The following is a 24,668-nucleotide window of genomic DNA, read 5'->3' on the forward strand; positions in this document are numbered from 1 at the left end:
TAAAATTGCTGTGCTGACTTGTCCGTTCCATTCCTCACACCTGAGGATTTTTTGCTGCTTGCAGTTGTCTTTGTCGATATTGCTGAATTAGCTGGGACTGGACAAACATATAGACTTTGCCATCTCCACTGTTGCAATGCAGCAATTGATTCGCCACGACTTCTGAAAAAGCAAATCTCCTTGCTGTAGATATCTTCAAGAGATTTCTATCCAATCCGTCTACCCAACACGAGACTTTACGTTGATTATTCCCTAAAAGACAACCGTATTATCTCGCAGCTACTTTTGCGCTCCTTTCAATTATTCCTTGAGCCAAAAATGACTAAATGCCCTATAAGACTAGGTTTTACCCATTTTGTTCCCAAGTTTGGGGATAATTGAAATTCATCAAAAACTATCATTCAATTGGCGAATCGACCGGAATTTTAGATACAAATTTCTTATATAAGCTCACCTAAGTTTGTCAGTAATTTTTACCTTGCTTAGGAAAAGCTTACAGACTCCAGTATAACCATTCACATAATTTTGGCTGTAACAATCGATATATTTGCCCAAGTAATTAATTTCGGCAATTGAATCCCTGAATGGATAAGTGTTTTTACTTATTTTTCTTTCTCAAAAGTTTACTCGTTTTGCTTGTCATGGGGCATGGGGCATTGGGTGGGAAGCTTTTTTATATTCTCCCCACACTCCCTCATTCACCTTGCCTTTGTGCTCCAGAGATTCCTCGATTCATGGGGAGGTTTTTATTGTAAATAACCCAATTGGCGGCGGGCTTCAAATAAGCTGACTGCTACACTCACAGAAAGATTCAAGCTGCGAACATGAGGTTCAGTCATGGGAATGTAGAGAGTGGCATCACAAGCAGAGATAACTGTTGCCGGTAAGCCTGCGGTTTCACTCCCAAACAGCAGCCAGTCATCTGCTTGAAACTGAAATTGAGCATAATTAAAATTGCCCCGAACAGTAAAACCCAAGCATCTACCTCCACGTTGCTGATGCACGTCTTTAAACGCTTCTAGCGATTCATGATAGTTTAGCTTCACGTAAGGCCAGTAATCTAAACCAGCTCTTTTGAGGTAGCGATCGCTAATTTCAAACCCTAAAGGCCCTACCAAATGTAATTCTGTACCTGTAGCAGCACAAGTACGGGCAATATTGCCTGTATTCGGGGGAATGAGGGGATTTACTAAAACTACCTGGGGCATTTTTCAGTGGTTAGAATGTATTTTAAACAACAATGTATCACCTCGACACATTTTACCAATGGATATCAACTATCTATAGGTTTTGTTAATAATTATCAAGCTCTACCAAATGATTAGATTTTTAAAACAAAGAAAATTAACTCTCAAAATATTTTTTGAGAGTTTTGTTAACTCAGATCGGTGAATAATAATTTTTTGTTATTACAGCTATTAGCGCCTGACTAGGGGGTTTTTCATACCTCCAAAGCAATTTACCATTTGCCAGATATTCGCGTATGTAGTGCTACACCATTGAGGGGGAACACAATTTATCCTCTAATTCCAGCTCCCGTTCTTGAATGGCAATAATTGCTTGGGAGATAACGCGCCCTGAATCAACCCCGACTGAATGTAACTGTAACCACTGTTGGGCTTCATTTCCTTCGCGGAGAATTTTGTGTAAGGGAGAAAGGAAACAACTAAACCCTTGTTGTTTGGCGATCGCCCAAACTTCTTGGTACATTTGTTGAATCCAATCTCTGGCGATGATGGTTCTGCCATCTTGCCAATGCTGAAGCGGTGCATCCAGACTCGCCACGGCTGCTGCTGCTTCGTTGTTTGCAGTGATGGTGAGCAGTTCTTCAGGAGAAAAGATACTTTGGGTTAAGGGATCAATTTCTGGGTTGGCGATGATTTGCAACAACCGGGCTTCTAATAAGGCTGTAATTGCTAGTAGGGAAATTGGATCTGTGACTAAATCACAAATTCGCAATTCCAGCCGATTTAAGTCATAGGGACGGCGATCGCCATTGGGGCGTACTGATGCCCATAAATGCCGGACATTTTGCATTGTCCCAGCAGCTAGCTGTTGTTCTACCCATTGAATATGATGGGCGTGGCTCTCAAATAAAGGTACATGGGCTGGTGTGTGGGGAAATAGCCCCCAACGGGTAGAGTGATAGCCAGTGGCTTTACCATCCAGGAAAGGAGAGGACGCGCTCAGGGCGAGAAATAAGGGGGCTTCTGTGCGAATTACGCGACAAGCCCGCATTAATAGTTCTGGATCGCTGATACCGACGTTAATATGTACGCTAGCTGTGACTACTTTTGTGCCATAGGTTTGCTCGATGTAGTCGTGATAGGGATTTGTGGGATCGGAACGGAAGAAGCGATCGCTCCTACCCAAAGACAGAGTACTGCCGGGAATTAACGTATAATCACCCAATTGCTTAAGGTAATGGCGTAGTTGTTGCCGAGGACGCACTAATGCACACAATAGCCGCTCATAGCTGTGTAAGGGCTTGGTTATGTATTCCACGTTGCGGCTATCTGGCTCACGCACAAATCCGTCTAAAGCCTCAACAATTTTGTCAGAGAGACCGACAATTTCACCTTGAGGTGTGCCAGTATACATCTCAATTTCAAAGCCTTTTGATAAGCTCACTTTATTCTCCTCGGCTCTCCTAGCCTATAAATTGTAGCCAATAACACGATTTTCTGCATTGATGTTGGGGCTAAGTTCTCTTTGGGTATTTTCACCACAAACCAGTCACCATCAGCATTTCATTGGTTACTCACCAAATCAAGAATACTAAAGGCATAAACAATTTATGCCCTTAGTATTAGTGATTCATCATTAACCATTTTTAAATGATCCCAAAAGGCGATAGACCTAATTGGCAGCTTTAGGTAATCAGGAATGCTGCCAAAAAAATCACTTGAGAGCATCGGTATAATCGCCCCAATGAACCAAGAGATGGGATAAAGGTTATTTATTCAATAACCTGCATTTTCCGATAGAAAATGGCAGTATTAGTTGCAGTTAATTTTCCTGAGCGATCGCCTACAAGGGGTTAATACCAAATTTTGGATAGAGGCAAATAATCCCCTATTTTTTATCTTCCCATAAACTTATACCAATTTTCTATAAACTTACACTTAAATATCGTCAATCTCTAACTTGAAAATAGGGACTAGGGGCTAGGGGCTAGGGGCTAGGGAAGATTCTCTGACTTGGCGTTCTTGGCGTTCTTGGCGGTTCGTCTTTTCTTATTGATTTCAGTTTCCCCAGTTTTTCGCCTTGTTTTTGGAGGTGAAATCTGTTGTGAGATAAATTCATCCGGTGAATCACTCTGGTTGGCTATGTTGAGACGAAGAAACTGCGTCCACACTTCATTGCTAAGTAAATTTACAGCAGTACTGGGGTTATTTTTGGCGATCGCGCTGATAATTTGACGATATCCTTGTTGTAATGGCTCAATAAAAGCTGCTTCCTCTTCAACCTGACTGAGCAATAAAAACGCTGATTTCAAAATTGCTGAATCATCTCCTAAATTATTCGACCTTAAACTATGAATTACCACATTTAGCCATATTGGTAGCAGTTCCAGCCAGTTATTGTTGGCTATTTCTGTAAGTGCGATTTCTGCTTTACCCAGCACCCCCCACATACACAAAGATTCTACAGCTAATTGAGTATCACGATTTTCTAAAGCTTCCTGCCATAATTGTTGAGCATGATTTTGGCAACGATGAGATAAAAATTCATAGGCTTCCTGGACTTGCTGGGGTATTGTTACTTGATAAACTGACTCGCCTAATGGTATTTGGTAGCCGTTAACAGCAAGCCATTGATAGGAACCACAAAGATAAATTTGCCGATCAACTATTATCTCTTTAACAGGGTAATTCTCTAAGCAAAAAATCTGTATAGATGGTAAACCTTCAGGTGTTTTGATTGCTTGCAGTTTTTCTTTTATTTCTGATAAAATTACTTTATCTGCCTCTATACCATAGCCAATTAACATCCAAACACCGCGTTTGGCTAAGGTTTCTAATAAAGTTATCAATTCGTCGTTTATATTTAAATGATGTATCCAAGGACAATAAATAATTATCTGCTGTTTGGCTGCATTGATGATTTCTAAGAAGCTTTGATTAATTTGGCGATCGCGTAATTGAATTACTTGTTTTTGCTTACTACTTTCTAAAGCCTGTTGACGAAGCTTTTGCAGTTTGGCTTCTGTTTCGCTATTTTGATAATTTTGGGTGGATTCTCGGTCAAAATTTAGGCTTTCACTGGGTAGTTTACATACAGCATCTAAAGAAATTTTACCTTCAGATAGTAATATTTCCAGCCATTTTGAGTGTGAATCTAAAATCTGCTTTCCGCGTCGCAGTTGGATGCTCAATTTATCTGCTTTAGCATCAAAAATCAGAAATAGTGAGATTTTTCGCCAAATAGTTTGAGTAGAACCTATCACTCTAAAAGCTGTGACAATTTTTCCTACTTCTGGTACATGAAGTCCGACATCTGAAGCTTGCAGACTTTTTTGGATTTGCTCTAAGCTAACAGTAGAAATCTTATTATTTTGCTCATTAAGTTGCAAAACACTTGCCAAACTGGGTAGATTAATAACTACTTCATTTAATGGTTCAGCTTGAAAAGTTAGAGTTTCGCCTAAAGAATCTGTAATCGCGTGAATTTGGACAGCGTATGGTGGCTGGGGTACAGCACCTTTATCATAAAATAAGCGTCCTTGTTCGGTAACTGTAATTGGCGATTTCTGTGCGAGAGTTTGTAATTTCTGTAAATTTTTAATTGTACTTTGCACGAATACTGCATCTAATCCTAGTAGGGATGCTAATTCATTGGCTGTTGGTGGTGGTTCAAATTGAATTCCCGCACGAATAATAAATTCTTCCAGTACATTAAATGGACGGGGTTCTGTAATAGTAAGTTCTACAGTTGTTTGCTGCAAACTATAGCGTAATTGACGGGCTGCGACAACGGATAAATGAGAATTTTGCGTTTCAATTTCGGCTACTAGATTTTGGAGACTGTCATCAATTGGTTTAGCTGAAGATGCGAGAAACATCAATAAAACCTCCATGATGACTGACAATATTAGCAACCTCTGAGTACATATTACCGACTTTACCTGGTTGTTGGGTAAATAAATCGTGACAACCCACAATTACCAGTAATTCTTGAGCGCGAGAAAAAGCTACATTCACTCGTTCTGACTTTTTAGCAAATCCGACATCGCCTTTATTATTGTTGCGCACCATACTGACAATTACAACTGGGCGTTCCATACCTTGAAATCGGTCAACTGTACCAGTACGAATTTGCAAGGAAGGGAAAAGTTCTGATTGGAGACGTTCGTCAATTTTTCGCAGTTGCGCGCCATAAAATGTAATTACAGCTATTTCTTTTTTCGGTTCCCCACAAGCAACTTTTGCAGCCCAAGTATTTTCAAATTGCTGACAGAGGCGTTCAATGACATCAATTTCCTGAATATTATATAAAGACGTTCCTTCCCGCTGTTCTTGAAATTCACTTTCTTTGGGCATTTTCACCCAAATTAAATGGTGTTGTGGTTGAATAATTTCCCCGGCTAAATCATGGGCGCGTTTAATATCAGGGTGCAAAATTCCACATTCTAGTTTACCCTCATAAAATTGATTGATTGCGCCCATAATATCAGGGTGCATTCGATATTGGGTAGTTAGCATTTGTTTGATGCTTGGGTCTGCTTCTTCAAATTGACTTTTAAATAGTGATTCTTCTAAAAATTGCAATTCTTCTCTGCTACTGCCAATTTCTTGGACAACTTCTTCTAAAGTATTAGTATCTAGCATGGGTGGTAATTGGCGATGGTCACCGACCATAACTAATTTTTTACCCTTCAAGGCTGGGATGAGTAATTCTGGTGGCGTACACTTACTGACTTCATCAATGATGACAACATCAAAGTATTGAAATTCTTCAGAAAAATCTCTTCCGGCGGCTTGTACACAAGTGATACCAACGACGTTAGAATTATCTAAATAGATTTGTCTTAAATCATTGCGATCGCGTTCTGATGGGTTACGTACTTTTTCAATCCAATCTTGGATAAATCCTTGATATTTCTGGAGATGGGTTTCATCTTCAGTTAGTTGCTGTTCTCCCAAATCAAAATGAGATTTGATGGTGCGTAAAAATTCTAAATCGTATAAGTTATGAGGGGGAGATTTGGGCTTAAACTTATCAGGTAATATTTGCCATTCTCTATCCCACCATTGACGCTGTAATAATAAAGCATCTGATGGTTGGGGTTGATTTTTTTGCGCTAATTCAGCTAGTTTGTTTTTTAGGGTATCAAGCTGTTGCTGAAAAATTGCAGTTTCTGCTTCTAACCTTGATAGTTGTTCCTGGAGAGAACATTGGATATTTGTTAAAACAGCAAAAGGTTCTATTGATGTAATTAAAGTTTCTAGCTGACTGAGGTGATTTATCCAAGTATGCACAGATTTGGAAAATTCTTGAGGATGTTCCCAAATCTTGGCTTGGGTTGTGAGATATTGGTCAGCTAAAGTTCGCAGTTGATTGGGGACATTTGACTGTTGATTTAGTTCTTGCAAAATATTGATTGCTCTTTCTAGTTTTAGATTAGCATCTTGTCTAGCTATTTCTATCTGGTTTTGAGCATTTAATATTTGAGGTTGTGCAACTTCATTATTTTGAAGTTCATTTAATTGTGCTTGCAGATGTTGCAGTTGTTTTTCTGTTTCCGTTTTGACTTGAAAAACACACTGACGCGCATTTGCTAAGATAATTTCTATGAGTGCTTGGGTAATTCGGTTCAGAGTAGATGGGATATTATCTCCTTCCCATACAGCGCTATAAGTTTGTTGGATTCTGTGGAAAAAAATCTGCGTAGTTTCAACTAAAGTTTGGCGCTGATTGACTGGGAGATATTGATAGTTATTAAATTGTTGGTGAATTGCTTGCCATTGAGTGTAATCGCTTGTTTCTAATACTAGGGGAATTTGGCTAAAACTTTGCTGTAAAAAATAGCTAAAACTATGCTGTTTACCTTTTCTATCGGTAAAGTTACCCTCTATTTCATAAGATATGGCTTTTGTCAATAACTCCCAATCTGGTAGATTAACTATATAGTTAGCTGGCAACAGAGAGATTTTTAAAGACTTAGCCAGTATGATCAATTCTGGTGGTAATTGGAATAAATCTACTGTTAATGGTTGCGGGGTTTGGCGAGAATTAGCCAAAATTTCAGCCACGCGATTATTTGCTGTCGATTTCCATTCTTTCACAGCATTTATTACCACATCAATTTCTTGTTTGCGGTTTTCCCAAGTTTGGATTGTTTGTTGTAGACTTTGCTGTTTAGTAAAGAATTGCTGATGATTTTTTTCTAACTGCTGTAAATTATGAGAATGCTGTTTAAAAACCTCCACTGCGGCTGCAACTTCTAACATCGCTACAGTTGCACTTTGTGCATAAATTAATGCGGTTCTAAATTCAGGAATTCCCAACTCTACAGTATCTCGTAGCCAAACGGCTAACCCAAAAGCACCACATTGAGGACGAACTAAGCCAAGTGCATCGGTTAAGCTGATGGCTTTGCTAACATTAAGTAAAAAGGTTTTAACTAAATCGTTATTTTCTGTATATGGTTTAAGATGGGGTAAGAAATTTGTGATTTCTGGGGCTTCCCAATTGACAATATTTGGAGCTATAAGGAGATTTTCTAACCCAGATATCAAAGTTTCCACCTGACTTTTTTTGGCTAAGGCTTCCTGATAAAGTGCTTCTTGGTTTTTAGCATTAACCTCTAATTTTGGTAAGCGTTGATTTACTTCCTGTTGACTTTGTTGAAATTCTGACTCTGCTTGGAAGTAAGCATTAAATTTTTGTGCTGATGTAAGTAATTGACGATAAATTTCGACATTTTGACGGCGTTTGCTAAGATTGGTTTCGCAATCAGTCGCCGTATTTTCTAACCAAGTACCAATTACTTGGTCTTCTAAAAAAGGCTGTCCTTCTTCTCCAACTTTTTCCGCCCGTCCTTTGCGAATCGCTCGAATTACTGGGTTATGAACTAAGCGGCTGAGGGCGTTATCAACTGCTAAATTCGCTTGGGAAGCTATGAGAGTACGTCCACCTCTTAAGGCGATTTGATAGCAAATTTCCGCAATTACAGTAGTTTTACCTGTACCAGGTGGCCCTTGAATTAAAACCAAATCTTCGGCTGAAAGTACGGTTTCAACTGCTGCTTTTTGACCAGGGTTAGCAGATGATAATAGTAATGCTTCGGCTTCTAGATGCACAGTTTTTTGAATCGGTCTAGCTTGGGAAGCATCGAAGAGAAAATTGCCTAAATAAGGATTTTGGGTGCGTCCATTATTTAAATCATCTAAAGCTTTTTTCTTCCGCTGAATTTGTCTAATATCACCTAATGCTTCAAAACATAAAAATCCAGTGGTGGGAAGTTGATAACGTCCGCTGGTTATATACTCAGCTAAATCCCGTTCTAGGTTGACACTAATTGTGCCGCGTTTAGGGTCAACTTCTTCAATAGAACCTAGTAGCCTACCTTCTTGCCAATTTTTTCCTGTGGGTGCATTCTCAAATAGCTTTAAATCGTCGTTTCTGGCTTTTCTTACCCGTTGCCAAAAATTTTCTCCATCCAAAGGATTTTCAGGAGAACCGTCAATGGTTGCTGAGGTGAGATCAATTTCAAAACTGATTCGCCTTTTAAAATTGTGGTTTTGACTGGTGTAAGGAACACAGAATTGACGTGCTTGGGCAATTTTTTCTTCAATCTGCAAAAATGCTTTCCAAGCTTTGAGTTGTGCTTCTGTTGGGACATAGTCACCACAAACTGGCGCGTTAGCTATCAGTGTAAATACTGAAGAGGGAACGCCAATATGATGCTCATGGTTAGGCAAAAGCCGTAAGCGGAAAGGTACAGCATAGCCATCAGCTTGTCCCCGTGAGGGTGGGAGTAAGTAGACAGACAGTAGCTTTAAACCGTTGTCACTATTTGGTTGGACGGCAGCTTTAAATGCTAAGGTTTTTCCTAGCTTTTGGAGTCTGGTGGGTAATTTACTATCTTCTGAGTCTGTGGCGATAATCAATTCCCAAATTTCTTCTTTTGCCGCTTTACCTGCACCTTTGCGACGGATGTAAAATAGACAAGGCCTTTGTCCGACACATTCAAACATTAACTCGTGGGCGTATTCTCGGCGTTCCCCAAATTCGGGATATGCTGCCAGGGTGGATGCGTCTTCCAGATGGCGGATGACACTATCAACTGTCGAACCTACGAACATATACCCCCAATCTTCGGAGGCTTTTTTCATCCTTGATGCAGCAACTTTGCTGGTTGCTGGTTTGCTGGCTGGTGGTTTGGCGACTTTACGAACTCGTTCCGCCTCGAATTCAGAGATGCTACTACTGGGGCTTGTGGCTGTAATGTTGAGTTGAGAGCAAATTGCTAGTAGCTTTTTGCTATCTACTTTTAATTCGCTTGATAGTTCGTAGATTCTGATTTTGGGTTTGTTCATCCAGCAACTTGGGTTACTTGCGCGTAAGTCCTAATTATAAAATTCTCACGCAAAGGCGCAAAGGCGCAAAGCAAGATTTAGAGTTGATATTGTCGGTAGACTTCGCTAGCAGCGCGATGTAGTAGTGAGTGTCGCCAGACGAGGGAGTTTAAGTCATCGGCGTAACCGCCACCTATAACGCAGGCGACTGGGTAACCGGCGCTGACACAGGTGCTAAGAACTTGCATTTCGCGACGGAAAATGCCAGTGTCGGTTAATGCTAATTTTCCCAGGCGATCGCCTACATGGGGATCTACTCCGGCATCATAAAAAACTATATCTGGTTTTAGTTGAGATAATAAATCGGGTAGGTAGTTGGCTAAGGTTTGCAAATAGGCATCATCTTCCATTCCTACTGGTAGGGGAACATCCAAATCACTGTTCTGCTTTGTACCGGGAAAATTGACTTCGCAATGCATCGAAAAGGTAAATACGCTGTCGTCGTCTTGGAAAATAAACGCTGTACCATCGCCTTGGTGGACATCTAAATCCACAATTAAGATTTTTTGCACAAGTCCGAATTTTTGTAACACGCGAGATGCAACTGCTAAATCGTTGAAAATACAAAAACCAGATCCATAACTAGGAAAGGCATGGTGCGTTCCACCCGCAGTATTGCAAGCTAAACCTTGAGTTAGTGCTAGTTGGGCAGTGAGTATTGTACCACCAACCGCTACACAGGTACGATTCGCCAGGGCTGGACTCCAAGGTAACCCGATGCGTCGTTGTGCTTTCGCATCCAAGGTTCCCTGACAGTAAGCTTGAACGTAGTCGCTAGTGTGAACCAACTCTATCAATTCTGGAGCCGGAGATTGAGGAGTATGACATTGTTCCACCACCCCATCAGCTAACAGCAATTCGTATAATTTTTGGAACTTCGACATCGGGAAGCGATGTCCTGGAGGTAGCGGCGCAATGTAATCTGGGTGATAAATAATTGGTAAGTCCATAGTCAATAGTCAATAGTCATTTGATTATTTCCCCGCGTCACCGCGTCACTTCGTCCCTGTGTCTCCTCATCCCCGCGATATCTTCGATAAATGTTTACACTAAAAGTGACAAAGAAAACATAGCCATCAAGTCCCAGTGCTTGTTTTGTAGTCTATGATGCAAGTAAAAACCCTGTGGCAATCAGGTAGTGGCAATCCTGATAATCCGCAAAACCTAGCTACCATTCGTCAATGGTGGGAAAGCCTTAATAGTAAACAAGTTACATGGCAACACAGAATAATTACTGAAAATAAAGAAGTTGAGCAACTCGACTGGGAAGCAAAACGGTTTGATGAAAATTTTGCGATCGCAAATCCAGAAATTCGTGGTATTACTCTCTATTGGCGGAAACCTGATTCCCCTGAGGAACGGAACACTACGCCCTACAAACTAATACTTGATAGTCTCCGCCAATATTTATATATTTTCCCCCAGTCACAAAAAGAACTAGTTATCAGAGTAGGTTTAGAGACAATTACCTATCAAACAATTTCGCTCACAAATCCCCAATATTTATATAATCCATCTGCTGAAAACTACATCCTCACTTTACAGGATGCGACGCAACAGTTGGAGGTAAAAGTTACTATGAGTCCAGAAAATCTTAAACAGTTACTTCGGCAACTTACAAGGTAAAATTTACCAGGAGTGAGTTACCCTCACTCAGTACCCTAATCTTAAATATCTAATTTAAACTTGATCATGATGGATTGGATTCTGCCGATTGTATTTATTCTAGCTGGCTTACTATCTGGAATAATTGCGGAAAAATTTCTTTTCAAGAAGTTGAAAATATTTGTTATCAAGACAAAACTTCCTGGAAGTGAAATTATATTTTCCTCCCTGCATCGCATGACCTTTATTTGGTTTGTGCTTGCAGGATTTTTGGCAGCAATTCTGAGTGCGCCAATCAAGCCAGATGTTGCTAACTTACTGCAAAAAATCGTTACGATAATTGTACTATACTCAGTGACGCTAGTTTTGGGGCGATTGACTGCTGGTTTTGTGAATTTATTCACCCACAGAACCGAAGGTGTTTCAGCATCACTAGTGTCTAATATCGCAAAGGTTTCTGTCTTAGTTCTAGGGTCATTAATTTTATTACAAACAGTAGGTGTAGAAATTACACCAATAGTCACAACATTAGGTATTAGTGGTTTGGCAGTTGGTTTAGCACTCAAAGATACTTTAGAAAATTTGTTTTCTGGTTTTTATTTATTGATTTCCAAGCAAGTCAGAACCGGAGATTATGTAAAACTAGAAGATAGCCATGAAGGATATGTAATAGATATTTCTTGGCGAAATACAACGATTAGAGAGCTTTCTAATAACGTCATAATTGTACCCAATATTAAATTAGGCTCGGCAATTTTTATTAATTATCATTTGCCAGTCAAAGAAATTACATTAACACTTAATGTTGGTGTTGATTATGATAGCGATTTAGAACATGTAGAAAAAGTCACTGTTCAAGTGGCTAAAGAAGTGATGCAAGAAATAGCACCAGACTTAATCGCCAATGAACCTTACATCAGGTTTAACAAATTTAGTGATTTCAGTATAGATTTTACTTTATATATGCGCGTCAATGAGTTTTTTGACCAGCGCATTGGCAAACATTTATTTATTAAGAAGTTGCACAAGCGCTATCAAGAAGAAGGAATTAAAATACCTTTTCCAACTAGAGAATTATATATGCAAGAAAATTCTGCAAGAATCGAACGCTAAAAATACGTGAGTTCGACAAATCTAAAGAACTCCTCTCCAAACCTCTCCCCGCAACGGGGAGAGGCTTAAAAACCTTGTTATTGCTTACCAAGTTGTAGATTTTTTGCCCTTTCCTTTGTAGGGAAGGGGTTTGGGTGAGGTTCCGTCGAACTCACGCTAAAAATGTTAAAAAAATGATTTGGTTTTGTGGATTGTCGTCACGTCAATAGTTAAGGGCGGGGAAACCCCACCCCTAAAGAACGAAATTCTTTGTGTGTACACAATAGCCGCATCAAAGAGGAGTTCGTTTAATTATTATTTTCTACCTGGAGTTCGTCCCCCTTCATCGTTGCTACCACCGTGAGGATGAGAATTACCGGGGTCGCATCCTTCCGCACCATTACCTATTCCTTGGTTACAATGACGGCGTGGTTTTTTATTTTCTACCTCAATTTCACCCTGGTCGAGAACTTCAGAACGCTGGATTTTTTCTACAGCATACTTAGAGGATATATCTGCCACTTCACCAGTACTGACTAATGATTTGTATATCAAAGCAGTAACTTCAGCTCTGGTTGCTACTTTATCAGCATTTAGGGTTTGGACATCAGGATAATTGACGACAATACCCCGTTGTGTGAGTGCTGCGATCGCACTGCGCACATCGCTACGAATTGAAGTAATATCGGTGTAGGCTGCTAAAATCGTTTCGGTAGAACCGCTAAATGTGTAGTTTAGCCCTCTAGCGATGGTTAGCAAAACTTCTAGGCGAGAAAGACTTTGCGCCGGATTGAATTGACTACCGGAAACAGCTAAAAAGCCTGTGGAATAAGCTTCGCGGATAGCATTATAAGCCCAGTGCTTGGTAGAAACATCCCTAAAACTGATGGGATTGCGAACTTGTACCTTGTCAAAAGCCTGACTCAGCATCGCCGCAAATTGGGCGCGAGTCAATTGTTCATCTGGACGGAAACTACCATCGGGAAAACCTTGGATAATTTGTAAGGCTGCTAATTCTGCAATAAAATCTTTAGCCCAGTGGTTTTCTGATACATCGTCAAACTTGATTGGAACACTACTATCTACACCAAACTTTCGATACATCATCATCATCTGGCTGACATTGTAGACAGAACTACTGTCATCGCTAACCTGAATTAAATCTACCAATTCACCAGGCCTAGCCTTCAAAGCGGAAGCCAAATTATAGCTAAAAGCATTTATTGATTGGCGCACCAAAGTATACTCACCTTGACTAAAAGAAGTAGGATAAACGCTGGTGGCTGGAACTGCTGACCAACCCTGAACTTGGAATTGGCTAACATTGAGGGACTGGGAACTACTTAGGAAACTAACACGTTCGTCGCTAACTTGGGTGAAGTAGTCGTAAGTGGTAGTACCTGCGTCAATTTTGCCGTCGGAGTTCGCATCAACACCATACACAGTGCGCACAACTTGATATTCACTGGGGTTCTCAGACAAGATTAAGTTGACTGCGGTGTTTGCTGTCAAACATTCAAATTCGCTGTAGCCAATAAAGCGGTTTTGAGTATCATACAACCGCACGACCACGCGATCGCCTGCTCTTAAGCCCTTCACAAATTTGGCTTTTTGTTTAATCTTGTACTTGTAATCGCCTAAAAACCTTTCTTTTAAATAACCTTTGCCACGTTTACCCTTAACAGAAACGCGGGTAATTACTTCCGAAAAATTGCCAGCAGGTTGCAAAATAGCAAGAGTAAAATTAGTTGCTTTACCCTTTACGGAATTACTACTACTAGTTACCTGGTTGCGACGTTCTGTGGTCAAAGTTCGTCGCCGAATAGTTCTGTTACTGGTCGTTTCTACTTCTTCGCGAGTGGATTCATTAGCTAAAAGTTGTTGACTCGGGGAATTTCCGATTGTTGGTGCAACGTTGGTAGAAGACCCTGAAGCCTTGTAGGCATAAGCTGTTGGCGAAAACATTGCTATAAAGGTAGCAGCCACAACAACCTTGCTGAAGTAAGCTAAGTAACTCTGATTTATATGTTTCATCTCAGTCCATACCGATGGGCTATTAGGTCAAGGGAAATTTATCTTCCCTTGGACTATTAATCCCGTAATTTTGATGAAACTAACATCGATAATTTATACTCTTGTGGATAAAAACCACACTTCTTGTAAAGTAATATTACTGCTTACTCTAGAGCAAAACTTCTGACTTCATCCACGCTTAAGCTAAGTGTGTTGGCAACCTGCTCCAAACTTAAGCCCAACTCCAATAATTTAGGTATTGCATCCAGTCGCGCTTGTTCGGCGGCTTGTCTTGCTTGTTCCGTTTCTTTGTGACTCAAGAGTGTTTTCTCGGTTGGGGGATGATAAAATCGCAATTCTCTCAGGTCTAAACCTGATACACCATAAATTAAATAATCCCGTGCTGGGTCGCTCTCTGCCATCGGTTTACCGTCAGAGTCTGGGTAGACAATCTCGGTCTTGAGTTGGTTGGAAGCAAGGGTCATAAGCAATTCAAAACTCAAAATTGCAGTCAGGACTTTATTCCTTGACTTTTTGACTAAAGTCAGAACTACGAATCCCGCAAGTTTAAAAATAACATTTTGTCCAGAACGCTTTCAGCTAAGAGATACTACTATAAAAACAATACTTTAGGAATCTTAATAATGAATTTAACGACCCAGCAGTTACCTTCAGTGGTTTTAGAAAAATACTTTTGGACTTGGCAGGGCTATAAAATTCAGTACACTGTCATGGGTACAGGTCGCCCCCTGGTACTAGTTCATGGGTTTGGCGCTTCTATTGGACACTGGCGCAAAAATATCCCAGTTTTAGCAAATGCTGGTTATCAAGTCTTCGCTGTCGATTTGTTGGGTTTTGGTGGTTCTGAGAAAGCACCCATTAATTACAGCTTGGAAGTGTGGGTAGAACTCCTCAAAGATTTTTGGACAGCACACATCAAAGAACCTGCCGTATTTATCGGTAATTCCATTGGTGCATTAATTAGCTTAATGGTACTGGCAGAACATCCAGAAATTGCCGCAGGTGGTGTTTTAATTAACTCGGCTGGTGGTTTGAGTCATCGTCCCCATGAATTGAACCCACCGTTACGGGTGGTGATGGCAGCTTTTAATAGAGTAGTGCGATCGCCGATTACAGGCAAATTTGTCTTTAACCGCATTCGTCAAAAAGCCCAAATTCGCCGCACTCTTTACCAGGTGTACCGCAACCGGGAAGCTGTCACTGATGAATTAGTCGATATCCTTTATACCCCAGCTTGTGACCCAGGTGCGCAACAAGTGTTTGCATCTATTCTCACAGCTCCTGCTGGCCCTACTCCTGGGGAACTTTTGCCCAAGGTAGAACGTCCTTTATTAGTAATTTGGGGTGCTGATGACCCTTGGACACCAATTACGGGAGCAAAGATTTACGAAGAAGCGCGTGAGAATGGCAAAGCAATCAAGATTATCCCCATTCCCAACGCTGGTCATTGTCCCCATGATGAAGTTCCAGATGTTGTCAATTCCCAAATTGTGGATTGGCTAGCGCAAAGGTGATGATTTCGCGCATAGATATCTAAAAGATGTCTATGCGTCTTTGTGCAAGTAAGTCTTAACTTTTTCCCAATCCACATTGACCAAAGAAGTCTGAAGTTTCACCGATAAACAATAACTTCAGCCTTCATTTGCCAAATTCAAAGAGTGTGGTAATTTTCTATGGGACTTGATGTGCGCAATGGATATCAAGGGGATATCCCCTTTAGTAAATATCCAGATTTTTCTCAACAAGGCTATCAAGTTATCCAAGAATTAGGACGCAACAGCGAAGCAGGACGCACTACTTATCTGGCTCAGGCGCTGAAGACTGACCAAAGAGTAGTAATTAAAGAGTTTCGGTTTGCCAATGCGATTCCTGATTTGTCTGGGTTGAAGGCTTATGAACGGGAAATTCAAATTCTGCAACAATTAAATCATTCCCGCATTCCCCGCTATGTCGATGCTTTTGAAACATCAGCGGGTTTTTATATGTTGCAGGAATATAAAAACGCTCCATCTTTAGGATTAAAACGCAACTTTGAGCCTGAAGAAGTTAAGCAAATTGCTATTTCTATATTAGAGATTTTGATTTATCTCCAACAGCAAGTTGACCCAATTATTCATCGAGATATCAAACCGGAAAATCTTTTAGTTGATGAGCAACTCAACGCTTATTTAGTAGATTTTGGTTTGGCTCAACATAAAGGTGCAAAAATGACCCTCAGCAGTTTGGCAGCAGGAACACCAGGTTTTATGCCACCAGAAGAACATTTTGGTTATCCTCTGACCGAAGCATCAGATTTATATAGTTTAGGAGCCACATTAATTTGCTTACTCACTCGTACCCGTTCTGGAGATATTAATAAGTTAATTGATGCTAAATATCGCTTAAATTTTCAGCAAAAATTATCGCCCCAAATCAGCCCATACTTTAAAGCATGGTTGATGAAAATGGTGGCACAAAAACGCCAGCACCGCTATGCTAATGCAGCAGTCGCCTTAGCAGCATTGAAACCTATTGCAGTTATTAGTAATGACACTGGTTTAGAAACTTTATTTGCTGCTGTCAAAAGTAGAAGAAAAAGTTTTGTATTCGGGCTAGCTACTATTGGTACGTTGGCGATAGCCGGGAAAATTTTCATGATTGCTCAATCAGCAGCAATCAATAAACAAGTGCTAGAAGCTAGCGAAAGTCAAAACTTAAAGCCAAACTTCCATCGTCTAGATAAAAATAGACATTAAATTAATTAGCTTGCTGATGGTTTGCTCCTGCGTAGCCCGTCATAGACATCGCGCGCTGTCATCTTCAGTATAAATGTAGACTAGAAAGCAAGCAATCCCCATTTACAGCGCTTTACATCTTCATAAACCACCGTAGGGGCACAACATTGTTGTGCCCTTAAAAGAATTTACTACTCAAAGCGTGTATTTCACGACAATGAACAGCTTTATCACAACGCGATTTTAGTTCCGAACTCCAAGTTTCTGCTTTTGAACTCGGAGTTTTCTGTTCGGAACGCAAAGTTTTCTATTTGGAACTCCGAGTTTCTGCTTTTGAACTCGGAGTTTTCTGTTCGGAACTCGGAGTTTTCTGTTCGGAACGCGAAGTTTTCTATTTGGAACCCGGAGTTTCCTGTTCTGAACCTGTAGTTTTCTATTTGGAACTCGGAGTTTTCTGTTCGGAACTCGGAGTTTCCTGTTCTGAAGTCGGAGTTTTCTGTTCTGAACTCTAATACTGAATAAAATTTAATGATTGGGTGTCATTGATTGTCGTTAAGTCGGGGTAAATACCGCCCCTACGGCGGATTTATCAGAGTTTTTGGTCAAATTGGTCTAATTTTTTAACTCAAGGCTATTCAGTACGACCTTTTATCTGGGAAAATGCCCTAAATTTATTTATAGGGTGTCTCCGTGTCTCTCACTCTCCGTGTCTCCTTGTCCTCTGGAAGTTCCTAATTTTGATAGTGCTGTGAAAAAAATCCTGATTTTATCAGCAAATCCCAAGAATACAGACAAACTACGCCTCGATGAAGAAGTGCGGGAAATTCAGGCTGGGTTGGAACGCGCCAGAAGTCGAGATCAGTTTGAAATTATCACAAAATGGGCAGTGCGGACTGATGATTTACGCCGTGCGCTTTTGGATCATGAACCGGAGATTTTGCATTTTTCTGGGCATGGGGCGGGAAATCAAGGTTTGGCTTTGGAAAATAATGCCGGAAATATGCAACTGGTGGGTACAGATGCACTGGCAAGGTTATTTAAATTATTTAAAAATCAGATTGAATGTGTGTTACTGAATGCTTGTTATAGCGAAGTTCAAGCGGAAGCCATTCATCAACATATTGATTGCGTCGTGGGGATGAATCAAGCAATTGGCGATCGCGCGGCCATTAAATTTGCTGTAGGCTTTTATGATGCACTAGGCGCAGATAGAACTTATGAGGAAGCTTATGAGTTTGGTTGTATTGCCATTGATTTAGAAAGTATTCCTGAATCGGCAACACCAGTCTTAAAAAGTCGGAATATCTTCAAAGATAGCCCAGGGATGCCAAAGCAATCCCAACTCGAATCAATTCCCCCAGAATCGACACCAAAAACAGTCATCTCTTTAGAAAATCCCGAAGGGCAAGTACCTCTCGATTCTGCTTTTTATATTGAGCGTCCCCCAATTGAAATAGACTGTTATGAAACTATTCTCAAACCAGGTGCATTAATTCGGATTAAAGCACCTCGGCAGATGGGCAAAACATCTTTAATGACGCGGATTCTCAGTCATGCTCATCAACATGGTTATCAAACTGCATCTTTGAACTTTCAATCAGCCGATGCCGAATTTCTCAACAGCTTGGATTTATTTTTACAGTGGTTTTGTGCCAGTATTACTAACGAATTAAATTTACCAGATAAACTCGGTGATTATTGGCAGGGCGTTTTAGGTAGTAAGAATAAGTGTACAAATTACTTTCAACGCTATTTGTTACCTGCAATTAATAGTCCCATTGCTTTAGGTTTAGATGAAGTAGATGAAGTCTTCAAACATCCGGTAATTGCTGCCGATTTCTTTGGATTGCTGCGGGCTTGGCATGAACGTTCAAAAAATGAAGTAGTCTGGAAAAAGCTCAGATTAGTGATTGCTCATTCTAAAGAAGTTTATATTCCTTTGAATATCAATCAGTCGCCTTTTAATGTGGGTTTACCAATTGAATTACCTGATTTAAATCACACACAAGTACAAGATTTAGTCAAGCGTCACGGTATAACTTGGTCTGATTCACAAATAAAGGAGTTAAGAAAGCTGGTGGACGGTCATCCTTATTTAGTTAGGGTGGCGCTTTATGAAATTGCCCGTGGTAGAATAACTTTCCCCAAACTACAGCAAATTGCAGCCACAGAAGAAGGCCCTTATAGCGATCATTTGCGCCGTCATTGGCTAAATTTGCAGACAGATGCAGAATTATTAGCCGCAATTAAACAAGTGGTAACAGCAGATTCTCCTGTGGATGTGGGAGCAGAAGCAGCCTTTAAACTCCGCAGTATGGGGCTAGTGAAATTTCAGGGGAATGATGTGATACCTTTGTGTGATTTATATAGACAATATTTTGGCGTAGGCGTAGCCCGCCGCAAGGCATCGCCTGAGAATTAAGTAAGTGAGTGTGTATATTTATGGTTCAGGTTATTCAAGGAAAAGATGTCAGCCTTAATCAACTGATTGAGCAATTTGGTTTGGAACGTATTGATGATGAAAACTTCTTCCGTGAGTGGCGGGATAATTTACCAGAACTCAATGAGTTAGAAAAGCAAAATATTGAAGAAATCAAAACCGAATATCAGCATTTATCTCGATATCCCATTTTAGAACCTGTAGTCAAAATGGTGATACTTTCTCCACTATTGCGTCTAGCAGGTTTTTATCAACCACCTTTTTACATTGCTGCTGAGGAAGAAGTGGAAATTTCTTCTGAAGATGAAGGCACAATCATTCGAGGGCGCATTGATATATTGGTATTTCATCCACCATTCTGGGTGCTGGTAATTGAGGCAAAAAGAGCGCAGTATTCTTTAGCTGTTGCCATTCCCCAAGCATTAGCTTATATGTTAGCTGATACCAATCCAGAAAAACCTGTTTTTGGCTTTGTCACTAACGGTAATGAATTTAGATTTATCAAACTGATAAAAACTGAAACTCCTCAATACGCGCTATCCGATTTATTCGCTTTAGATAGTCGGGATGACCTTTACACTGTCATCAAAATATTAAAACTCCTAGCTGATTTAATGCGTAATTCGTAGGCATAGGTGGGCTAACCTACATCATTTACCAGACAGTCAACAGTCAACAGTCAACAGTCAACAGTCAACCATCCCTTATGACAAAGTACCAGTATCAAGTCGGGGGTAGTTTGCCCCAAGATGCGCCAACTTATGTCAGACGGCAAGCTGACGATGACATCTATGCAGGCTTGACGCAGGGTGAGTTTTGTTACGTCCTCAATTCGCGGCAGATGGGCAAGTCTAGTTTGCGGGTGCAGGTGATGCAACGCTTACAGGATGAGGGTTTTGCCTGTGCGAATATTGATATTACTGCGATCGGCACGGCAGATATTACCCCAGAACAGTGGTATGCGGGGGTGATTGATACCCTGGTGGGGAGTTTGAATCTTTATACCAGTTTTGATTTAGATACTTGGTGGACTGAGAATGGTTTGCTGTCGCCGGTGCAGCGTTTGAGTAAGTTTCTGGAAACGGTTTTACTCAAAACAATTACCGAAAAGATTGTGATTTTTATTGACGAAATTGACAGTATTCTCAGTCTTTCGTTCAACTTAGATGACTTTTTTGCAGTGATTCGCGATTGCTATAACCGCAGGGCTACCCATGCTGATTATAATCGCCTGACTTTTGCTTTGATTGGGGTGTCTACCCCCTCAGACCTGATTCAAGATAAACGTCGCACTCCTTTTAATATTGGGCGGGCAATTGATTTGACTGGCTTTCGACTGGATGAGGCGGAACCTTTGGCGCGGGGTTTGGCGGCAGTGGGCGATGCTGGGGAGTTGATGCGGGTAGTGTTGGAGTGGACGGGGGGACAGCCGTTTTTGACGCAGAAGGTTTGTAAGTTGGTGGTGGGGGAAGGGGGAAGGGGGAATGGGGAAGGGGGACAAGGGGGACAAGGGGACAGGCTTCGACTTCGCTCAGCCTTCGGGGGACAGGGGGGACAAGGGGGACAAGAATCTAAAATCGAAAATCTGAAATCCGAAGTTGAGGGGTGGGTGGAGGATTTGGTGAGGAGGCGGATTATTGAGAATTGGGAGGCGCAGGATGAGCCGGAGCATTTGAAGACGATTCGGGACAGGATTATGGCGAGGGGGGAAGAGAAGACTGGGCGATTGTTGGCGTTGTGTCAGCAGATTTCGCAGCAGGGAGAGATTGCGGCTGATGATAGTGCTGAACAAACTGAGTTGCGGTTAACGGGATTGGTGGTGAAGCGGGATGGAAAGCTGCGAATTTATAACCGGATTTATGCTGAGGTGTTTAAGCAGGAATGGAGTGAAAAGCTTTTGGCAAAGCTGCGCCCATATTCTGATGGTTTTAATGCTTGGGTGGAGTCACAACAACAAGATGAGTCGCGGTTGTTGCGGGGTAAGACTTTGCAGGATGCTCAAGAATGGGCGACGGGTAAAAGTTTAAGCGATTTGGATTATCGGTTTTTGGCTGCTAGTCAGGAATTAGAAAAGCGCGATGTGCAAAGGCGGTTGGAAGCCGAAGAACAGGCGAAGCAAGTTTTGGCAGAGGCGAACCGCAAAGCTAATCGGCGGATTCAGGTTGGTGCTGTGGTGCTGGGTTTGGCAGTGGTGGGGGCTGTTGCATCGTTAATGTTCGCTCAATATCAACGGGGACAAGCACGAATAGCTACGACAGAAACGGATAACGCCAAGACAGAATTAAATCAGGCGAAGCAAGAAACTGAAGTAATTAAGCAAGATAATCAACGGATATCAGCAGAGAATCAAAAAATATCCAGCGACAATAAAAAGATATCGGCACAAGCAGAACAGGCAAAACGGAATCTGAATAATACTGAACTAAACCTGAAGGCTGCAAATGCCAAGGTGAATCAGGCACAGCAAAAAGTGACAGCAGCGGAAGGCAAAGTGGAAGCAGCTAACAATCAGGTTAGGCAAGCTGAGGCACAGGCAAAGCAAGCAGTTCAACAACGACAAACAGCACAACAGCAGCGTGAAGAAGCTGTTGCAGGTTTAAATCGGGCTAGGGAAGAACAACAGCAGGCGCAACAAGAATTACAAAAAGCTCAAATTGATCTGAATGCAGCCGTTAATGCCCGCGCAAAGGCTGATGAAGAGCGAAAAATTGCTTTAAAGGGTACGCAATTAGAACAAGCTGGAACAAATGCGTTGCGAGTTTTTGCACCATCAAAGGAAATAGAGGGGCTACTGTTAGCAGTGCAGACTGCAGAAGAACTAAAAACTCTTGTAAAGGATAAAAAATCTTTAGCAGATTATCCTGCTTATAGCCCTTTGTTTAGTTTACAAACCATTTTGTTAAATATTCGTGAACAAAATCGCTTGGAAACACATAGCGCATCGGTCAACAGCGTCGTCTTCAGCCCCGATGGCAAAACTTTAGCTTCCGCCAGTACTGACAACACCATTAAATTGTGGAATCTGGACACAGGCAGAGTAATTTCTACCCTGACTGGGCATAGCAATGGGATCTACAGCATCGTCTTCAGCCCCGATGGAAGAACTTTAGCTTCCGCTAGTCGTAACAACACCATCAACTTGTGGAATCGGGATACAGGCAGAGTAATTTCTACCCTAACTGGGCATAGCAATGGGGTCTACAGTATCGTCTTCAGCCCTGATGGAAGAACTCTAGCTTCCGCTAGTCGTGACAAGACCATCAAATTGTGGAATCGGGACACAGGCAGAGTAATTTCCACCCTAACTGGGCATAGCGATGTGGTCTACAGTATCGTCTTCAGCCCTGATGGCAAAACTTTAGCTTCCGCTAGTCGTGACAAGACCATCAAATTGTGGAATCGGGACACAGGCAGAGTAATTTCCACCCTAACTGGGCATAGTAATGCGGTCGTCAGCGTCGTCTTCAGCCCCGATGGTAAAACTTTAGCTTCCGCCAGTTATGACAACACGATCAAATTGTGGAATCAGGAAACGGGCAAAGTAATTTCCACCCTCAGTGGTCATACCGATGCGGTCAACAGCGTCGTCTTTAGCCCCGATGGTAAAACTTTAGCTTCCGCCAGTGCTGATAAAACTATCAAATTGTGGAATCGGGAAACGGGCAAAGTAATTTCCACCCTCAGTGGTCATACCGATGCGGTCAACAGCGTCGTCTCCAGCCCCAATGGCAAAACCTTAGCTTCCGCCAGTGCTGATAAAACTATCAAATTATGGAATTGGGAAACGGGTAAAGTAATTTCCACCCTCAGTGGTCATAGCATTGCGGTCATCAGCATTGTCTTCAGCCCCAATGGCAAAACCTTAGCTTCCGCCAGTGCTGATAAAACTATCAAATTGTGGAATCGGGACACAGGCAGAGTAATTTCTACCCTGACTGGGCATAGCGATGTGGTCAACAGCGTCGTCTTCAGCCCCGATGGAAGAACTTTAGCTTCCGCTAGTCATGACAAGACCATCAAATTGTGGAATCGGGACACAGGCAGAGTAATTTCTACTCTGACTGGGCATAGCGATGTGGTCAACAGCGTCGTCTTCAGCCCCGATGGAAGAACTTTAGCTTCCGCTAGTCATGACAAGACCATCAAATTGTGGAATTGGGACACAGGCAAAGTAATTTCCACCCTGACTGGGCATAGCGATGTGGTCAACAGCGTTGTCTTCAGCCCCGATGGCAAAACTTTAGCTTCCGCCAGTTATGACAACACGATCAAATTGTGGAATCGGGAGACCGGCAAAGAAATTTCCACCCTGAATGGGCATAGCGAAGCTGTCTACAGCGTCGTCTTCAGCCCCGATGGAAGAACTTTAGCTTCCGCTAATTATGACAAGACCATCAAATTGTGGAATCGGGACACAGGCAAAGTAATTTCTACCCTGACTGGGCATAGCGATGTGGTCAACAGCGTCGTCTTCAGCCCCGATGGCAAAACTTTAGCTTCCGCCAGTTATGACAACACGATCAAATTGTGGAATCGGGAGACCGGCAAAGAAATTTCCACCCTGAATGGGCATAGCGAAGCTATCTACAGCGTCGTCTTCAGCCCCGATGGCAAAACTTTAGCTTCCGCCAGTTATGACAACACGATCAAATTGTGGAATCTGAGTCTTGATGATTTATTAGCGCAGGGTTGCAGTTGGCTGAAGGGTTATTTGGTTAGTCATCCTGATAAGGCGGAGGTGTGTGAGGGGAGGTAGGGGGATGAAAGGACAGGGGGGACAAGGGGGACAAGGGGGACAAGGGGGATGGGGGGGCGATCATGTTCTATGAAAATCAGTATAAATGTAGAGTAGAAGGGGAGCGATGTCTACGACGGGCTACGCCTACGCAATTTAAAGCACGGTATTGCTTCATAAACCACGGTAGGGGCACAACAATGTTGTGCCCTTAGAAGAATTTACTGTTCAAAGCGTGTTTTCCATGAAAATGAACAGCTTTGTCAGAACGCGATTTATGCTTGGAACTCGGAGTTTGGTGTTTTGAACTCGGAGTTTGGTGTTCGGAACTCGGAGTTTGGTGTTTTGAACTTGGAGTTTGTTGTTTTGAACTCGGAATTTTGTGTTCGGAACTCGGAATTTTGTGTTCGGAACTCGGAGTTTGGTGTTTTGAACTCGGAGTTTGGTGTTTTGAACTCGGAGTT

Annotated in this window: 15 protein-coding genes; 7 read left to right on the forward strand and 8 right to left on the reverse strand. The window is 41.7% G+C overall.

Going from position 1 to position 24,668, the window contains the following annotated elements:
• Positions 1-34 precede the first annotated feature (34 nt).
• The 6 genes from AACU32_RS28000 to AACU32_RS28025 all read right to left on the reverse strand — a co-directional run bounded on the left by AACU32_RS28000 (position 35) and on the right by AACU32_RS28025 (position 10,534).
• Positions 35-214 carry a hypothetical protein gene (locus tag AACU32_RS28000; protein ID WP_339378333.1) on the reverse strand — a complete coding sequence of 60 codons (180 nt, stop codon included), beginning with the start codon at positions 212-214 and terminating at the stop codon, positions 35-37.
• A 532-nt stretch (positions 215-746) separates the two neighbouring features.
• A complete protein-coding gene (locus tag AACU32_RS28005; protein ID WP_096604448.1) occupies positions 747-1,208 on the reverse strand; it encodes a tRNA (cytidine(34)-2'-O)-methyltransferase in 462 nt (153 codons plus the stop codon).
• Positions 1,209-1,491: 283 nt separating this feature from the next.
• On the reverse strand, positions 1,492-2,631 hold the full coding sequence (gene gshA, locus AACU32_RS28010; protein WP_096604450.1) for a glutamate--cysteine ligase: 1,140 nt from the start codon (positions 2,629-2,631) through the stop codon (positions 1,492-1,494).
• Between the two features lie 550 nt (positions 2,632-3,181).
• Positions 3,182-5,065, reverse strand: a complete 1,884-nt coding sequence (locus AACU32_RS28015; RefSeq protein WP_096604452.1) for a hypothetical protein — start codon at positions 5,063-5,065, stop codon at positions 3,182-3,184.
• Complete coding sequence (locus tag AACU32_RS28020) at positions 5,043-9,545, reverse strand: translation initiation factor IF-2 N-terminal domain-containing protein (RefSeq protein ID WP_096604454.1); 4,503 nt, start codon at positions 9,543-9,545, stop codon at positions 5,043-5,045. The genes AACU32_RS28015 and AACU32_RS28020 overlap by 23 nt, the downstream gene beginning before the upstream one ends.
• 77 nt (positions 9,546-9,622) lie before the next feature.
• Positions 9,623-10,534, reverse strand: coding sequence for a histone deacetylase family protein (locus AACU32_RS28025; RefSeq protein ID WP_096604456.1), 912 nt, complete (start codon positions 10,532-10,534; stop codon positions 9,623-9,625).
• Between the two features lie 154 nt (positions 10,535-10,688).
• Here AACU32_RS28025 and AACU32_RS28030 point away from each other — a divergent pair, with 154 nt between their 5' ends.
• Both AACU32_RS28030 and AACU32_RS28035 read left to right on the forward strand, forming a co-directional pair.
• A complete protein-coding gene (locus tag AACU32_RS28030; RefSeq protein ID WP_096604458.1) occupies positions 10,689-11,210 on the forward strand; it encodes a hypothetical protein in 522 nt (173 codons plus the stop codon).
• Positions 11,211-11,276: 66 nt separating this feature from the next.
• A complete protein-coding gene (locus tag AACU32_RS28035; RefSeq protein WP_096604460.1) occupies positions 11,277-12,302 on the forward strand; it encodes a mechanosensitive ion channel family protein in 1,026 nt (341 codons plus the stop codon).
• A 294-nt stretch (positions 12,303-12,596) separates the two neighbouring features.
• Here AACU32_RS28035 and AACU32_RS28040 read toward each other — a convergent pair whose 3' ends face one another.
• Together AACU32_RS28040 and AACU32_RS28045 are read right to left on the reverse strand one after the other, a co-directional pair.
• Positions 12,597-14,315, reverse strand: coding sequence for an S-layer homology domain-containing protein (locus AACU32_RS28040; protein WP_096604462.1), 1,719 nt, complete (start codon positions 14,313-14,315; stop codon positions 12,597-12,599).
• Between the two features lie 143 nt (positions 14,316-14,458).
• Complete coding sequence (locus AACU32_RS28045; protein ID WP_096604464.1) at positions 14,459-14,779, reverse strand: hypothetical protein; 321 nt, start codon at positions 14,777-14,779, stop codon at positions 14,459-14,461.
• Positions 14,780-14,938: 159 nt separating this feature from the next.
• On the opposite strand from AACU32_RS28045, the gene AACU32_RS28050 reads away from it, so the two are divergent.
• The 5 genes from AACU32_RS28050 to AACU32_RS28070 all read left to right on the forward strand — a co-directional run bounded on the left by AACU32_RS28050 (position 14,939) and on the right by AACU32_RS28070 (position 24,225).
• Positions 14,939-15,829 (forward strand): alpha/beta fold hydrolase, encoded by an 891-nt coding sequence (locus AACU32_RS28050; protein ID WP_096604466.1) that lies wholly within the window; start codon positions 14,939-14,941, stop codon positions 15,827-15,829.
• Positions 15,830-15,988: 159 nt separating this feature from the next.
• Positions 15,989-17,050 carry a serine/threonine protein kinase gene (locus AACU32_RS28055; RefSeq protein ID WP_096604468.1) on the forward strand — a complete coding sequence of 354 codons (1,062 nt, stop codon included), beginning with the start codon at positions 15,989-15,991 and terminating at the stop codon, positions 17,048-17,050.
• 727 nt (positions 17,051-17,777) lie between these two features.
• Positions 17,778-19,451 (forward strand): AAA-like domain-containing protein, encoded by a 1,674-nt coding sequence (locus AACU32_RS28060; protein ID WP_096608213.1) that lies wholly within the window; start codon positions 17,778-17,780, stop codon positions 19,449-19,451.
• A gap of 20 nt (positions 19,452-19,471) precedes the next feature.
• A complete protein-coding gene (locus tag AACU32_RS28065; RefSeq protein WP_096604470.1) occupies positions 19,472-20,098 on the forward strand; it encodes a type I restriction enzyme HsdR N-terminal domain-containing protein in 627 nt (208 codons plus the stop codon).
• A gap of 77 nt (positions 20,099-20,175) precedes the next feature.
• On the forward strand, positions 20,176-24,225 hold the full coding sequence (locus AACU32_RS28070; RefSeq protein ID WP_096604472.1) for an AAA-like domain-containing protein: 4,050 nt from the start codon (positions 20,176-20,178) through the stop codon (positions 24,223-24,225).
• Positions 24,226-24,668 lie beyond the last annotated feature (443 nt).

This window comes from Calothrix sp. NIES-2100 (genome assembly GCF_963875285.1).
Lineage (GTDB): Bacteria > Cyanobacteriota > Cyanobacteriia > Cyanobacteriales > Nostocaceae > Aulosira.

Coding starts and splice junctions, on each gene's coding strand:
- AACU32_RS28030 (WP_096604458.1), top strand. CDS start 10,689: ATGATGCAAGTAAAAACCCTGTGGCAATCAGGTAGTGGCAATCCTGAT.
- AACU32_RS28065 (WP_096604470.1), top strand. CDS start 19,472: ATGGTTCAGGTTATTCAAGGAAAAGATGTCAGCCTTAATCAACTGATT.
- AACU32_RS28040 (WP_096604462.1), bottom strand. CDS start 14,315: ATGAAACATATAAATCAGAGTTACTTAGCTTACTTCAGCAAGGTTGTT.
- AACU32_RS28070 (WP_096604472.1), top strand. CDS start 20,176: ATGACAAAGTACCAGTATCAAGTCGGGGGTAGTTTGCCCCAAGATGCG.
- AACU32_RS28055 (WP_096604468.1), top strand. CDS start 15,989: ATGGGACTTGATGTGCGCAATGGATATCAAGGGGATATCCCCTTTAGT.
- AACU32_RS28035 (WP_096604460.1), top strand. CDS start 11,277: ATGATGGATTGGATTCTGCCGATTGTATTTATTCTAGCTGGCTTACTA.
- AACU32_RS28005 (WP_096604448.1), bottom strand. CDS start 1,208: ATGCCCCAGGTAGTTTTAGTAAATCCCCTCATTCCCCCGAATACAGGC.
- AACU32_RS28045 (WP_096604464.1), bottom strand. CDS start 14,779: ATGACCCTTGCTTCCAACCAACTCAAGACCGAGATTGTCTACCCAGAC.
- AACU32_RS28015 (WP_096604452.1), bottom strand. CDS start 5,065: ATGTTTCTCGCATCTTCAGCTAAACCAATTGATGACAGTCTCCAAAAT.
- AACU32_RS28025 (WP_096604456.1), bottom strand. CDS start 10,534: ATGGACTTACCAATTATTTATCACCCAGATTACATTGCGCCGCTACCT.
- AACU32_RS28020 (WP_096604454.1), bottom strand. CDS start 9,545: ATGAACAAACCCAAAATCAGAATCTACGAACTATCAAGCGAATTAAAA.
- AACU32_RS28050 (WP_096604466.1), top strand. CDS start 14,939: ATGAATTTAACGACCCAGCAGTTACCTTCAGTGGTTTTAGAAAAATAC.